This is a genomic window from Cupriavidus pauculus, from assembly GCF_008801835.1.
Taxonomy (GTDB): domain Bacteria; phylum Pseudomonadota; class Gammaproteobacteria; order Burkholderiales; family Burkholderiaceae; genus Cupriavidus; species Cupriavidus pauculus.
In genome coordinates this window covers 207,806-222,162 of the sequence record NZ_VZOW01000004.1, presented here as the reverse complement: position 1 = coordinate 222,162, position 14,357 = coordinate 207,806, and the positions used below count along the sequence as shown (strand labels likewise).

The window sequence follows — 14,357 nt, the reverse complement described above, 5'->3', positions numbered from 1 at the left end:
GCGCTCCACTGCCCCACTGGCTTCTTCTTTGCAGTGTCGGCGCTGGCGCTGCGCGCAGGCATGAGCAATGATGCGGCGCGCCATGAGATTCACGCACGCATCGCGGCGCTGCCGGAAGTCCGCAGCCACTGTGGCGCCGTTCAAACGCGGGCGATGCGGCTTATGAAATGCGCGATGCAATCCGATAAGATGAGCGGCAGCGCTTCGCATCGATCGGCTGTGCGGTCGAATATCCGATCGAGTGATGCGGGCGGCGCGCCAATTTTCAGCACATCAGACATGGAACCGCTCTCGTTTGAATTCGTCACGGTCGAAGAGGCCAAGAAGGTGCTAGATGGCGAGCCGCCCGCCTCGCGCACGACCGACTGGAGCGAGGCGCGCCAGCCGATCGATCCCGCCACGCAGGCGCTTACGCCCGTGGCGTTGAAATGGCTGGCGCAATTGCCGCGCGAGGTGCGGCCGTTCGAACTGTTCCATACCTATCCGCGCATCGCCAACCAGTTGGCCGCGCTGGGCGATGCGGCGGCGGTATCGGCGTTTCTCGGCGAGCTGCTGATCGACAAGCGCGGCGACAGGCAGGGGTTCCCCGGTGGCATCGCGCAGGAACTGTCGCGCCTCCAGGAACACCTGCTGCGCTCGCTGCAGCCAAACATCGGCGACGGGCCCGACGCGATCGCCCCCTGATGCGCGGGCCCTGAACCGCCCACCGGGGCGCCCTTGTCTGAGCGATCCACCCGAGCCTTACAGCTGGTCTTCCACCGGCAGCACGCGCAGGATGCCGTTGCCGATGTGCTGCCACACGTTCATGCCGGGCTCCGCGTCGAACGTGGTTTCCTTGCCGTTGTCGCGCGTGGTCCAGGTCATCGATTCGCCGCCGTTCTCGTCCCTGCGCAATGCCACGCGATAGGCAATATCGAGCAGGCGCTTGTCCATGTCCTCCACCAGCCGCGTTGCCAGTTGCGGAGAATCCAGAATCACGCCCATTTCGGTATTGAGCTTGATCGAGCGCGGATCGAGGTTGAGCGAGCCGATGAAAAGCAGATGTCGGTCCACCACGTATGTCTTGGCGTGCAGACTGGCGCGGCTGGATGCAAACATGCGCGCCCGCGTGCGGCTGCGCGCCAGTTCCGCATTGGCGGTAGGTTTCAGCTCATAGAGTTCGATTCCGGCGCGCAGCAGGCTCTTGCGGCGCGGCGAGTAGCCGGCATGCACCGCCGCCACGTCGGTCGCGGCATACGAATTGGTCAGCACGCGCACCTTGACGCCGCGCTTGGCGATACCGATCAGCCATTTCTCGTTCTCATCGTCGGGCACGAAGTATGGGGACACGATCACCAGCTCACGCTCGGCCTTTTCCATCATTGCCCGCAACTGCGGAATGGCATGGGTGGACGGATCATCGGGGCTGTCCTCGATCTTGTCCGGCTTGTCCGCAATCACCCGTGCGCCGCCCATATAGCCGGGCAGATGACCGAGTTCGATACCGCGCGCGAGGCCGGAATCGAGCAGTTCCTGCACGAACGGGCTCGCGCGCGCGCTGTCGCCCTTGGCCTCGATTCCCTTGCGAAACGCCCGCAATTCCGCCGGCGCGTCCTTGCCCTCGGCGGCGAGCGTGACCACCGGATAGGCCAGGTCGCTGTTCCAGTACGCGTCGAACACCTGGCTGGCCTGCGGCACCACGGGGCCCGCCACGATCACGTCGAGGTCGCTGAAATCCATGTCCGGCTTGGCCGAAAAATAGGCGTCGCCGACATTGCGGCCGCCCACGATCGTCACCAGGTTATCGACCGTCATCTGCTTGTTGTGCATGCGGCGATTCACGCGGCCGAAGTCGACCAGCGCCTCGGCCCAGCGCAGCTTGCGGTTGGCAAACGGGTTGAAGATGCGCACTTCGATGTTGGGATGCGAATCGATGGCGACCCACGTCTTGTCCTGCTTGCCGGTATGGATGTCGTCGATCAGGATGCGCACGCGCACGCCGCGATCGGCGGCGTCGATCAATTCGCCCATCAGCGCGCTGCCCGTGGTGTCGACGTCGTAGATGTAGTACTGGATGTCGAGCGTCTTCTGCGCGGCGCGGGCCAGTGCGATGCGCGCGGTCAGCGCGTCGGGGCCATTGCCGAGCGGATAGAAGATCGACTGTCCCGGATTTTTCGCCAGCCGCGGCGCCAGCGCGCGCGCCAGCATCGTGTTGCCGGTATCGGCAATGACGTACGACGGCGTGCGATTGGTATTGGCGGGCAGACTGGCGCAGCCAGCAGGCAAGCCCAGCGTCAGCGTAACCATCACCATCAGCGCGAACGAGCGCACCCGCTGGCGCCAGCGCTGGATCGACAGGCGCTGCGGAAGATGGACCGACTGGCCAGGCCGGGCCGGAGCCGGCGGCACGCCCTGGCCCTGCACGGGACGGCTCAGCAATTGCGCCATGTTCCACTCCTCGACAAGACCGGCAACGCCTGCCGGCAAGCTAGCCCTGCGCCACTGGATCGGTTGCCGCTTTGCTGGCCGCCGCGCACTGGCGATAGTAGCCACGCACAATCTGCTGCGCGACCGGCAGCCGCGCGCTGACCGGCACGGGAAAGCGCACGATGGCGTCGTAGCGACCCACGTCGACCGGTTCGAACAGCACGCGCGGTTCGAACTGCGACAGATCCACGAAGCGCATGTCGCCGTAGCGCCGCAGCGCGCGTCCCGCTTCTTCCATAAAGCTTTCGCACGCCTGGCGCGCCACCTGCACAAGCTGCGCCTCCACCGCATCGGGATCGACGCCCACATCGAGTGGAATGCGCACCATGTCCAGCGTATAGGCGCCTGCCTGCGAGTGATTGCGCACCGCGGTGGTCAGCAACATGCTGTTGGGCACCTGTACCGTGAATCCCGTGTACTGGCGCGATGCGGCCACCTCGACCAGCGTGGTGGACATCACGTCCATATCGATGACCTCGCCGCCAAACGGGCCGATCTCGACCAGATCGCCCAGCTGGAACGGTCGCGTGATCATGCGCATGAACGCGCCGAGAAAACACATGACCAGTTCCTTGCCGACCAGCAACAAGGCCGCCGCAAACGCCGCCAGCGAAATCGCCACGCTCTTGAGTTCGGACACCCAGATGCCGAGCAACAGCAGGAACACCACGGCCGCGACCAGATTGCGCGACGCGACAGTCCAGGCGCGATAGCTGCCGCGGTTGTCCGCCTGCAGCCGTCCGGTAAAGAAGCGATTGATCAGCTTGACCACCAGCGTGCCGGCCGCGATGACCGCCAGGCTGGCGACGATGTTGACCAGAATGCTGTCGTTGGCGTTGAAGTGCATCGGCGTACGGCCTCCTGATTTGCATGTCGCACCTCCCGCCGCCCGTTCTGATTTGTTGCACCGCAACCGACTGGCGCCGCGAGCGTGGGACTGCCCCCGGCGATTCTATCCATTTGCCAGTGTCGAGCGGACGCGATTCGCACCATAGTGGGCGCAGTCCGGTTCGGCTGTCGGTTTTTATCCTGCAAATCCGCGTTGGCGCCCGGCTGATGCACAACCGAACGCCGGGCTGACGGCCGACGAGGACGCGGCCAACGCGACGCCGCTCTAGCGGGAAGCCGACGCCTCCGGCACCGCGGCCGTCTGCCAGCCCAGACCCAGCGATTTCTGCAGCGACACGTAGTCCTTGAGCAGGTCTGCGTCGCCCGCAATGCGGTTTTGCTGCGCCACTACGCGCGTGCGCTCGACATCCAGCCATTCGAGCATGCTGGCCGTGCCGGCGCGGTAGCGCTGCTGCTGCAATGTCGACGCGCGGTCCGCCGACGCTTCCACGCGGCGCAGCACCACCACGTGTTCGCGCTGATGGCCGTAGCGTGACAGGGCCACGTCGGCATCGCGCAGCGCCTTGAGAACCGTGCCACGGTAGTTGGCCTGAGCCTCGTCGCGGGCGCCCTCGGCGCTGTCGACGCCCGCCGCGACGCGGCCGAAGTCGAGGATATTCCACTGCAAGCGCGGCAGCGTCAGCCAGGTGCCGTTGTCCTTGCGCGCCAGATGGCCGGGATCCATCGCGCTGAAGCCAAGCGATCCCAGCAGCGACAGCTTGGGAAACCAGTCCGCCTTGCGCACGCCGATCTGCGCCGTGCTGGATGCCAGCCGCCGCTCTGCGGCGCGGATATCGGGACGCGATCTCAGCAACGCGGCGGGATCGCCCACCGCGACGGTTTCCGGCACGCTGGGCAGCGGCCTGGGCGCGGCCAGTTCGGCGTCGAGTTCACCGGGCGCGCGCCCCGTCAGCAGCGCCAACTGGTCGAACGATTCGGCGATGCCGGCCTGCACCGGCGAGATCTGCGCGCGCGTGTTGTCCAGTTGCGTGAGCAGCCGCTCCACCTCGAGCTGCGATGCCACGCCGCGCGCGCGGCGCTGCTGCGTGAGATCGAGCATTTCGGCTTCGAGCTTCTCGGAATCCTGCAGGTGCGCCAGGCTCGCCTGCTGCTCGCGCAGCGTGACATAGGCCTGCGCCACTTCGGCGGCCAGTTGCACATGCGCATCGGCAAGCTGCGCGGACGCGGCATCGGCCTCTGCCGACGCCGCTTCGATCGACCGGCGCGTGCCGCCAAACAGATCGATTTCCCAACTGGCGTCGAACCCGGCGATGTAAAGCGACAGCGGCCCGCGTCCGCCGCCCGACGATCCCTGGCCGGACAGCGCCGCAAGATCGGGCGACCGCGTGCGCAGCATGGCCGCATCGAGGCCCACCTTGGGCAGCAGGTTGGCCTTGTTGCTGTCCAGCCCGGCGCGCGCCTGGCGCACGCGTGCACGAGCCGCGTCGATGTCGGGGCTTTGCCGCAGCGCAGTGTCGATCAGGCGGTCGAGCTGGTCGTCGCCAAGCGCGCGCCACCACTCGGCCACGCGCGGCGCGGCAGGATCGGCAGCCACGGGCGCATGCGGAAACTTGCCGGCGTCGATCGTATTGGCAGCCACCTGCGGCGCGCTGCGATAGTCGGGGCCGACGGTGCAGCCCGCGGCGACAAGCGCCGCGGCAAGCGCCATCAGGCGCGGCAGTCGTGCGTGGAACAAGGCAAACATGATCAATGGCCGGTGGAAACGGGCGCGCCCGGGTGGGGCGGCTTGAGCAACAGCGCCAGCGGCACGCAGCACAGCAGCGCGATGCCAAGCGCAAAGAAGGTTTCGGAGAACGTCATGACGGCGGCCTGGCGCGCGATTTCGCCGCTGAGCTGCGCGATCGCCTGCAGTTGCGCATGGGCGTAGTCGCCGCCTTGCGCGACGAAGCCGGCGATGCTCGACGTCATGTGGTCCTGGCCGATCGAACTGTTGGCCGTGACCGATTCCCGGATGACCGCGTCGTGATACGCATTGCGCCGGTCGATCAGCGTGCCGAGCAGCGCCAGGCCGATCGATCCACCGAGATTGCGCGCCATGTTGTACAGCCCGGCGGCGTCGCCGGCCTCGTGCGTGGCCACCGCCGCCATCGACGCCTGATTGAGTGGCATCATCGCCAGGATCTGGCCAAACCCGCGCAGGATCTGCGACACCGTGAAGTCATGCCCGACGCTGTCGACGGTCAGGCCGATATCGAGCATGCAACTGGCAAAGAAGCAGACCAAACCCGTGATCACCAGCCAGCGGCTGTCGAATTTGCCGAGCATGCGCGGCAGCACCGGCATCAGCAGGAACGCCGGCAACCCGGACAGCAGCATGATGCCGCCGGCCTGCTCGGCGTTGTAGCCGGCGATCAGCGACAGGAACTGCGGCAGCAGGTACGACACGCCGTAAAGGCCCGCGCCTACCGTCGTCACGATCAGGATCACGCTCGCGTAGTTGCGGTTCAGCAGCAGCCGCAGACGCACGATCGGCTGTCTGGCCGTGAACTGGCTGACCAGCATCATCGTCAGTCCAAGCGCGGCCAGCGCCGACAGATAGACGATGGTTTGCGATTCGAACCACTGCTCGCGCTGCCCTTCTTCCAGCACCACGGTCAGCGAACTGAGGCCGATGGTCAGGCCGACGATGCCGAGCCAGTCCGCCTTGAGGAACGCCTGGAGATCGGCGCGCTCGGCCTTCAGGCCGAAATATAGCAGCGGCACCAGCACGGCCGTGATCGGCACATTGAGAAAGAAGCACCAGCGCCAGTTGATGTTCTCGGCCAGCCAGCCGCCGATCACGGGGCCCAGCAACGGCCCCAGCAGCACGATCAGGCCAAACATCGACATGCCGATCGGCATCTGGTGACGGGGCAGACGCGTGCGCACGATGGTCTGCGCCGTGGGAATCATCGCGCCGCCGGCAAATCCCTGGCCGATCCGGCCGATCACCATTTCCGGCAGGCTGTGCGACAGCCCGCACATCATCGAAAACGCCGTGAACAGCAGCGCGTTGCACATCAGGAAGCGGCGCAGCCCAAACACGCGCGTGAGCCACGCGGTAAGCGGAATGATCACGATCTCGGCCATCAGGTAGCCGGTGGAAATCCACGTACCTTCCGTGCCGGCTGCGCCAATTTGCCCCTGGATCTGCGGCAGCGCCGAGTTGGTGATCGAGATGTCGAGCGTGGCCAGAAGCGCGCCGAGCGACCCGGCCGCGACGGCGATCCAGTCCGCGGCGGACGCGTTGGGCTGTGCGGCCGGGGCTGCCGATGACATCGCTGGAGTCGCCGCGGGCGCCGCCGATGCCGGTGGCCCGGCGTTCGCGGCATCAGCCATGGCTGGCCCCGTGCGCGGCGGCCGATGCGGGCGCGCTGGCCGGATGGAGATCGCGCGTATCGACATCGACCACCACCGACAGCCCCGGCACCAGAACCGGCCGCGCATCGTTGGGCACATCGACGTGGATGCGCACCGGCACGCGCTGGACGATCTTGGTGAAGTTGCCGGTGGCGTTCTGCGCGGGCAGCAGCGCGAATTGCGATCCGGTGCCGGGCGACAGGCTATCGACCACGCCGTGCAGCGCTTGGCCGGACAGCGCATCGACGTGCAGCGTCACCGCCTGCCCTGCGCGCATGCGGCCGACCTGCGTTTCCTTGAAGTTGGCGGTCAGGTAGAGGTCCTGCACCGGCACCACGGTCAGCAGGCGCGTGCCCGGCTGCGCGAACTGGCCCACGCGGACGCCCTTGTCGGCCACGCGACCCGCGCTGGTGGCGCGCACCACGGTGTCGTCCAGATCGAGCCGGGCCTTGCGGGCGCTGGCCTGCGCCACCTCGAGCTGCGCCTTGGCCTGTTGCAGGCGCGTTTGCAGCGTGACCACCTGGCTCTGCTCCACGCGCAGCGCCGCCGCGTTGGCGGCCAGCGTGGTTGACGCGCGCGTCTGGGCGTTGCGCAGTTCGGCCGTGCGCTCCTCGGTCTCCGCCCCGGTGGCCACCAGCGGCGCGTAGCGTTCCACCTGCGAGGCGGCATAGCGCGCATTGGCGCGCGCGCCTTCCACTTCGGCGGCGGCCTGGGCGATCTTGGCCTGCTGCTGCTGAAGATCGGCGTCCGCGCGCGCCACGTCGGCCTCGCGCGAGGCCACCGTGGCGAGCGCTTCGTCCAGCGCGGCCTGGTATTGGCGGTTATCGAGACGCACCAGTTGCTGGCCGGGGACGACCTGCTGGTTGTCGCGCACATAGACTTCGGCCACATAGCCGCTGACCTTGGGCGCCACCGTCACGCTGTCGGCCTGGATATAGGCGTCGTCGGTGCTTTCGATAAAGCGGCCGTAAGTCCACCAGCGCACGCCAAAGGCGCAGGCGACGACAAGCGCCACGACGCCCAGTCCGATCAGGATCGAGCGGCGGCGCGACGCGCGTGACGAGGGAACGGATTGCGGTGCCGCGCCAGCGGGCGCGACGGCGGAATTGGGGGCGGACATGTTGGGGGCGCGGACTTTTGAGTCGGATGCCGCGCAATTATTCCACTTGGAAGAAATCTGTCAACTGATATATTTCTGCCTGTCCAGGACCTTGAGACCCGCAACATGGCGCGACACAGACCGGCATCCGAAGGGGGCTACCAGCGTGGCGAGGAAACCCGCGCCCGGATTATCGAAGCGGCCATGCGGCTGTTTGGCGCGCACGGCTTCGACGGGGCGTCGACGCGCGACATTGCGCGCGAGGCTGGCGTCAACGCGCCCGCGCTGCAGTACTACTTCGACAACAAGGAAGGTGTGTACCTGGCGTGCATCGACTATTTCGTCGAACGCGTCCAGGCCACGCTGCGCGATGTGCTGGAACATGCCGAGGCCGCGCTGGCGCGCCCCGATGCGTCCGATGCCGACCTGATCGAGGTTTACCTGAAACTGCAGGCGCGCTTCGCCATGTTTCTGTACGAGTCCCCGGAAACCGACCATTGGCGCCAGTTCATGGCGCGCGAGCGCGCCGGGCTGGGTCCATCGGCCGCATTCGAACGCATCGACAGCGGCGTCAACCGCCGCCTGTTCGCTGCGACGTCCGCCATCGTCGGCCGCCTGATCGGCCAGCCTGCCGGCGACGAAAACACCCGCATCCGCACCATCGCCATCGATAGCCAGATCGCCGCGTTCAAGGTGATGCGGCGTCACGTGTTGCGCGCGCTAAACTGGGAAAGCTATGGCGAACCGGAAACCGAGCGCGTGAAGGATGTGCTCCAGGAGCACGCCCGCATTCTGTTGTGGGGCTTGGTGGCGCAGCGCAACGCACAAAAGACACGCTGACCGAAGCTAGAGTATTTACTCTAATTCGTCGCAACCGTCACGTCCGCCATCATTTTTCTCATAAGAAACAAGCGCTTGAACAGGAGCCCGGCGGCTGGTCCATCACACTAGCTTCGGCAATTTGGCGTCAATACGATTGCGCGCCGCAAAAAGCCCTTGCTTATCTATCTAGTAGTAGATAATATTCAGCTCATGGACGACGCGATGCAGCAAACAGCAAGACGCAGCAAAGCCCGGTCCACGCAACACTAGGCAGTTATCAGTACCGGAAGCGGTCTTTTTTTTAGTCCCGGTTATCTATCTACCAGTAGGTAACGAAGCCGAAAAAGATCGCCATCGAAACAGACTACGGCCTCGCGATCCACCTGAACCGAGATCGCCCGGCCCTTGCAAGGAGAGCATCATGACCGCCAAGAACATCCTTACCGCCGCTGCCCTCGCCGCCGCTTTCGTTGCCGGCGCCGCCCAGGCAGCTCCCGCCGCGCAAAAGGCCGGTGAAGTCTACGGTTACACCTACCGCGTGAACGACCAGCGCAGCGCCTTCACCGACGGCGCCCGCCAGGGCAAGTTCGACACGTTCAGCGAAGGTGCACGTGTCGGCAAGGCCGATCCGTTCACGGACGGCGCCAAGGTCGGCAAGGCAGACCCGTACACCGACGGCGCACGCATCGTGGCCGGCCTGGATCGCACCGGTGTATCGGCCAGCCCGGCCCGCAAGGTTGATCCGTACTACGACGGCGCCCGCAGCGTGAACGCTCCGCGCAACCCGTACTACGACGGCGCACGCACCCGCGACATCTATACCGACGGTGCACGCGTCTGAGTCCCGCCCGATGCAGGCGGTAATCAAGAAATAGCCGGAGCGATGTGCTCCGGCGTTGCCTCTTTCCGGAGTCCATCATGAGCTTCAAGAACAGCGCCCTGATCCTGGGCGGATGGCTGGCCCTCACCGCCGCCAGCGGCGCAGCCGCCGCACTGGTCGCCACCGCCCTGCCGGTCTGACACCGGCACCCGCAACACCCCGGCATCGCCGGGCAAGCAAGTCCCAGACAGCACGGGCCAGCAATTGCGCTGGCCCGTTTGTTTTTGTCACATCCGAAGCAACAAGGCGCTGGACTGCGCCAGCCGATTGGTCGACGCGAAACTAGGCCTCACCCGCTCCCCCGTCTGCCTGCAACACGTCGAGGAACGCCGACAACGCGTAGGGCTTGCGCAGGGTTACCGCGCGCGGCAGGGCGGCGCGCTGGGCTGGCGTCAGCACCAGGTCGTGACCGCTGACGAACACCACGCGCAGGGTCGGCACGAGCCGACATGCTTCGATGGCCAGGTCCACGCCCGATGCGCCGCCCAGGCCGACATCGGTGACCAGGAGGTCGGTCTCGTTGGATTGCAGCGCGGCCATGGCTTCGATCTCGTTGCGCGCCTCGATCACCTCGATGCCAAAAGCGCGCATCAATTCGGCTGTGCTGGCGCGCAGCAGATCGTCGTCCTCGACGAAGACCACGCGCTGGCCTGCCACCAGCGCGGCAGCGTTGTCATCGGGCACGTCCACCGCCGAGTCCGACGCTTTGCGCGCATGGGGCGCCATCCCCGCCGAAGCCGCATGCGAGGGCCGCATCGCGCGGTCGTTCGGCGCCTCTTCAAGTGGCGCGGGCTCCAGCGTTGCACCGCCGCTGGCCAGCATTTGCCGGATCTTGCGCGCCAGCGCTTCCTGCGTATAGGGCTTGCTAAGCAGTTCGATGCCGGCGTCGAGCCGCCCCGCATGGACGATGGCGTTATCGGTATAGCCGGAGGTGAATAGTACGGCGATGCCGGGCAGCCGTTCGCGCACCTTGCGCGCCATCTCGGTACTGCGCAGTTTGCCGGGCATGACCACATCGCTGAACAACAGATCGACCGGCACGCCGCTTTCGACAATGGCCAGCGCGCCGGCGGCATCGCGCGCCTTCAACACGCGATAGCCAAGACTCGACAGCATTTCCACCACGGTGGCGCGCACGTCCTCGTCGTCCTCCACCACCAGCACCGTCTCCGTGCCGCCGCTGACCAGCGCGGGCTCGGTATCGGTTTCCAGGTCTTCCGACTCGGTCACGCGCGGCAGGTACAGACGCACCGTCGTGCCGAAGCCCACCTCGCTGTAGATTTTCACGTGGCCGCCCGACTGGCGCACGAAGCCATACACCATGCTCAGCCCCAGCCCCGTGCCCTGGCCTTCGGGCTTGGTCGTGAAAAACGGCTCGAATACGTGATCGATGATGTCGGGCGCGATGCCCGCGCCGGTGTCGGTGACGGCCACCATCACATACTGGCCGGGAATCACGTCCGCATTGCGGCGCGCGTAGACCTCGTCGAGTGTGGCGTTGCCGGCCTCGATGGTCAGCGTGCCGTGGCCGTGCATCGCGTCGCGCGCATTGATGGCCAGATTCAGCAGCGCATTTTCGACCTGGAACGGATCGACCAGCGTGTTCCACAGACCGCCGGCCACGACGGTTTCGATCTCCACGCCGTCGCCGAGCGCGCGGCGCAGCATGTCGTCGAGTCCGCGCACGAAGCGGCCCAGGTTGACCACCTTGGGCGCCAGCGGCTGGCGCCGCCCGAAGGCCAGCAACTGCGCCGACAGCTTGGCGCCGCGCGCCACGCCGGCCAGCGCGTTACGCACGCGCGACTCGGCGCGCTCATCGCCCGCCACATCGCGCGCCAGCAAGTGCAGATTGCCACCGATCACCTGCAGCAGGTTGTTGAAATCGTGCGCCACGCCGCCGGTCAACTTGCCGATGGCCTCCATCTTCTGCGCCAGACGCAGCGCCTCATCGGCATTGCGCAGCGCTTCGGCGGCTTCCCTGTCGCTGGTGACATCGCGTCCCACGCCGTGAATGCGGCCCGATGCCGGATCGATCGACAAGGTCCACGCCACCCAGCGCGGGCGGCCGTCCTGGCGCAGCATGCGGCATTCATGGCGCACCGATCCGCCGTCGCGCCGCAGCGCCAGCATCTGCTCGGTCATCGGCACCAGTTCCTCGGGATGCACGAACGCCATGCAGGTGCGTCCGAGCATGTCGGTCGCCGCATAACCGAGCGACCGCTGCCACGACGGGCTCACGCGCTCGATCGTGCCGTCGCTGCCGGTCACCATCAACAGATCTTCGCTGAGGTCCCACAGCCGATCGTGATCGGCAACGGACTCGGCCACGCGGCGTTCCAGCAAATCGTTCATTTCACGCAGTTCGCGCTGCGCCACGCTGCGCAGTTGCGACCGCCGCAGGTTGCTGCCCACCCGCGCCAGCAGCTCGCTGGCGTTGAACGGCTTGACGAGGTAGTCGTCGGCGCCGGAGGCGAGCCCGCTGACGCGCGCCTCGGGCCCCGCGCGCGCGGACAGCAGCAGCACCGGCGTCTGGCGCAAGGCCGCGTCGGCGCGGACTTCGCGCAGCAGCCCGAAGCCGTCCAGCCGCGGCATCATCACGTCCGAGACGATCAGGTCCGGTGCATGTCGGCGCGCCAGTTCCAGCGCCTCCTGGCCATCCGCGGCCACCTGCACCTGATGCCCGGCCGACCGCAGGATGCGCCGCATGTAGTCGCGCAGGTCGGCGTTATCGTCGACCACCAGTACGCGCCCGTGCCCGACGCTGGCTGCCGGATCGATACCGTCCGCGGACGGCTCGGATGATCTGTCCGCCGCATCGGCCGCAGTGTTGGGCGCATCGCCAGCGTGGTTCGGGTTCCACCGCACGGCCTGTTCGACGTAAGCGAGCGCCTGCCCGCTGGCCGGCGCTGCCGCCAGCACCGAGGCCGGATCGCTGGCCGCGCGCGTGGCGCTGGCGGGCAGCGTGATGCGAAACAGCGAGCCGTGCCCGGGCTCGCTTTGCACGACGATTTCGCCGCCGTGCAGGCGCACCAGTTCCTGCACCAGCGCCAAGCCAATGCCGGTGCCTTCGATCGACCTGCCCACCGCGCCGGCCACGCGATGAAAGCGCTCGAACAGGCGCGGAATTTCATCGGCGGCGATGCCGATGCCGGTGTCCTGCACCTCCAGCACGGCGCGGCCCGCGTCGTCGCTTCGCATGCGCACCGTGATCGTGCCGGCATGTGTGTACTTGAATGCGTTCGACAGCAGGTTCAGAACCACCGTCTCCCACATGTCGCGGTCCACATCGACCGCGCCCGGCAATAGCGGGCAGTCGACCACCAGTTGCATGCCGGCCGCTTCGATCGCCGAGCGGAACAGCGAGGCCAGTTCTGCCGAAAAGGCCGAAAGATCGGTCGGCTGCCGGTGCATGCGCACCCGGCCCGCCTCGATACGCGAAAAATCGAGCAGCGCATTGACCAGTTTCAGCAGCCGCAGGCCGTTGCGGTGCGTGGTTTCGATCAGCGCACGGTCCTCTTCCGCGATGTGGTCGCCACGGCGCAGCATGTCTTCGAGCGGCCCCAGCATCAACGTCAGCGGCGTACGAAATTCGTGGCTGATATTCGAGAAGAACGTGGTCTTGGCGCGGTCGATTTCGGCCAGCGCCTCGGCGCGCCTGCGCTCGGCCTCGTAGGCGTCGGCGTGATGGATCGCCTGTCCGATCTGTCCGGCCACGAGGTTCAGGAACGAGCGGTATTGGTCATCGAACAGCCGGCACGGATTCAGGCCGACGATCAGCACACCGGCATGCGCCACGTCCGATGACGACATGATCGGCAGGATGACGGCCTGGCGCGGCGCGAATTGCCATGCGCCGCCCGGCAGCGGTTCGGCAAAGCGTGCCGCCAGATCGTCGACGATCGTCAACGCGCCACCGTCCATGGCCTCGGCGATTGGCCAGGACGCGCCGGCGTCGGCGTCGGCATCGAGCATCGCGGGCACCGCAGGATGGTCGGGCGAGATGCCGCAGGTGCCGGCCAGCGTCAATTGCCGGGCCGTCGCCGACGGCTGGCGGTCGCGTTGCTCGCCGCGCTCGTCCAGATACAGCAGCGCAAACGGCAGGTCGTGCGGATTGGCCAGCAGTGACGCCATGGCCAGCCGGCACGCATCGCGCCAGGTGCGGGCATGGGTGGCCGAGGACGCCAGTTCGCGCAGCAGGTTCAGTTGCCGCTCCGCCAATACGCGCTCGGTATCGTCGCTATTCGCGCAGATGATGCCGCCGGTGCCGCCGTGGTCGTCCGGCACCGGGCTGTATGAAAACGTGTAGTAAGTTTCTTCCGGATAGCCGTTGCGCTCCATGATCAGGAGCTTCTGCTCGACGAAGGTGCCTTCCTCGCCGGCCATCGCGGTTTCCAGCAACGGTCCGATCTCCCCCCAGATCTCGCGCCACACCTGCGCAGTGGGCTGGCCCAGCGCCACCGGATGCCGGCCGCCGATGATCGCCTTGTAGGGATCGTTGTAGAAAAAGCGAAGGTCGTCGCCCCAGCCGATCCAGATGGGCTGGCGCGACGTGAGCATGATGCGCAGCGCCGTCTTGAGACTTTGCGGCCATTGCGCTGGCATGCCCAGCGGCGTGGTGGCCCAGTCGAATTCACGAATGCGCGCGGCCATCTCGCCGCGGCCGGCCAGGAAACCCGGAACGCTCTCGCCGGTATGACCCGACGGCATCTCGCCGTCCGCGTTTCTCATTGATGTCTCCCGGAATCGAGGTGCGCGAGCATCGCCCGCGCAGGGGGATTTTCCATGGCATCGGCCGCGGCAGGCAAGATCCAGACGGTCATGAGTTGTATCCCATCCCTCACA

The 14,357-nt window shown here is 66.7% G+C and carries 10 protein-coding genes; 3 read left to right on the top strand and 7 right to left on the bottom strand.

The window, feature by feature from the left end:
• Positions 1-140: 140 nt before the first annotated feature.
• Positions 141-281, bottom strand: a complete 141-nt coding sequence (locus F7R19_RS29675; protein WP_157779447.1) for a hypothetical protein — start codon at positions 279-281, stop codon at positions 141-143.
• Between F7R19_RS29675 and F7R19_RS07065 the strand changes: the two genes are divergently transcribed.
• The gene (locus tag F7R19_RS07065; RefSeq protein WP_061953760.1) at positions 280-684 is read left to right on the top strand and encodes a hypothetical protein; all 405 of its coding nucleotides are present in this window, start codon (positions 280-282) and stop codon (positions 682-684) included. The two genes, F7R19_RS29675 and F7R19_RS07065, sit on opposite strands and share 2 nt — an antisense overlap.
• 57 nt (positions 685-741) lie before the next feature.
• On the opposite strand, the gene F7R19_RS07060 is transcribed toward F7R19_RS07065, so the two are convergent.
• The 5 genes from F7R19_RS07060 to F7R19_RS07040 all read right to left on the bottom strand — a co-directional run bounded on the left by F7R19_RS07060 (position 742) and on the right by F7R19_RS07040 (position 7,834).
• On the bottom strand, positions 742-2,292 hold the full coding sequence (locus F7R19_RS07060) for a phospholipase D family protein (protein ID WP_150979866.1): 1,551 nt from the start codon (positions 2,290-2,292) through the stop codon (positions 742-744).
• Positions 2,293-2,467: 175 nt separating this feature from the next.
• Positions 2,468-3,313, bottom strand: coding sequence for a mechanosensitive ion channel family protein (locus F7R19_RS07055; protein ID WP_150979790.1), 846 nt, complete (start codon positions 3,311-3,313; stop codon positions 2,468-2,470).
• Positions 3,314-3,580: 267 nt separating this feature from the next.
• A complete protein-coding gene (locus F7R19_RS07050; RefSeq protein WP_150979789.1) occupies positions 3,581-5,059 on the bottom strand; it encodes an efflux transporter outer membrane subunit in 1,479 nt (492 codons plus the stop codon).
• A 2-nt stretch (positions 5,060-5,061) separates the two neighbouring features.
• Positions 5,062-6,633: an MDR family MFS transporter gene (locus F7R19_RS07045; protein WP_150979788.1), complete on the bottom strand. Its 1,572-nt coding sequence runs from the start codon at positions 6,631-6,633 to the stop codon at positions 5,062-5,064.
• Between the two features lie 52 nt (positions 6,634-6,685).
• Positions 6,686-7,834: an HlyD family secretion protein gene (locus tag F7R19_RS07040; protein ID WP_150979787.1), complete on the bottom strand. Its 1,149-nt coding sequence runs from the start codon at positions 7,832-7,834 to the stop codon at positions 6,686-6,688.
• A 105-nt stretch (positions 7,835-7,939) separates the two neighbouring features.
• Between F7R19_RS07040 and F7R19_RS07035 the strand changes: the two genes are divergently transcribed.
• Both F7R19_RS07035 and F7R19_RS07030 read left to right on the top strand, forming a co-directional pair.
• Entirely contained in the window at positions 7,940-8,653 is a 714-nt protein-coding gene (locus tag F7R19_RS07035; RefSeq protein ID WP_150979786.1) for a CerR family C-terminal domain-containing protein, read from the top strand.
• A 403-nt stretch (positions 8,654-9,056) separates the two neighbouring features.
• On the top strand, positions 9,057-9,476 hold the full coding sequence (locus F7R19_RS07030; protein ID WP_150979785.1) for a copper resistance protein CopQ: 420 nt from the start codon (positions 9,057-9,059) through the stop codon (positions 9,474-9,476).
• Positions 9,477-9,797: 321 nt separating this feature from the next.
• On the opposite strand, the gene F7R19_RS07025 is transcribed toward F7R19_RS07030, so the two are convergent.
• Positions 9,798-14,243, bottom strand: coding sequence for a response regulator (locus tag F7R19_RS07025; protein WP_223506256.1), 4,446 nt, complete (start codon positions 14,241-14,243; stop codon positions 9,798-9,800).
• Positions 14,244-14,357 lie beyond the last annotated feature (114 nt).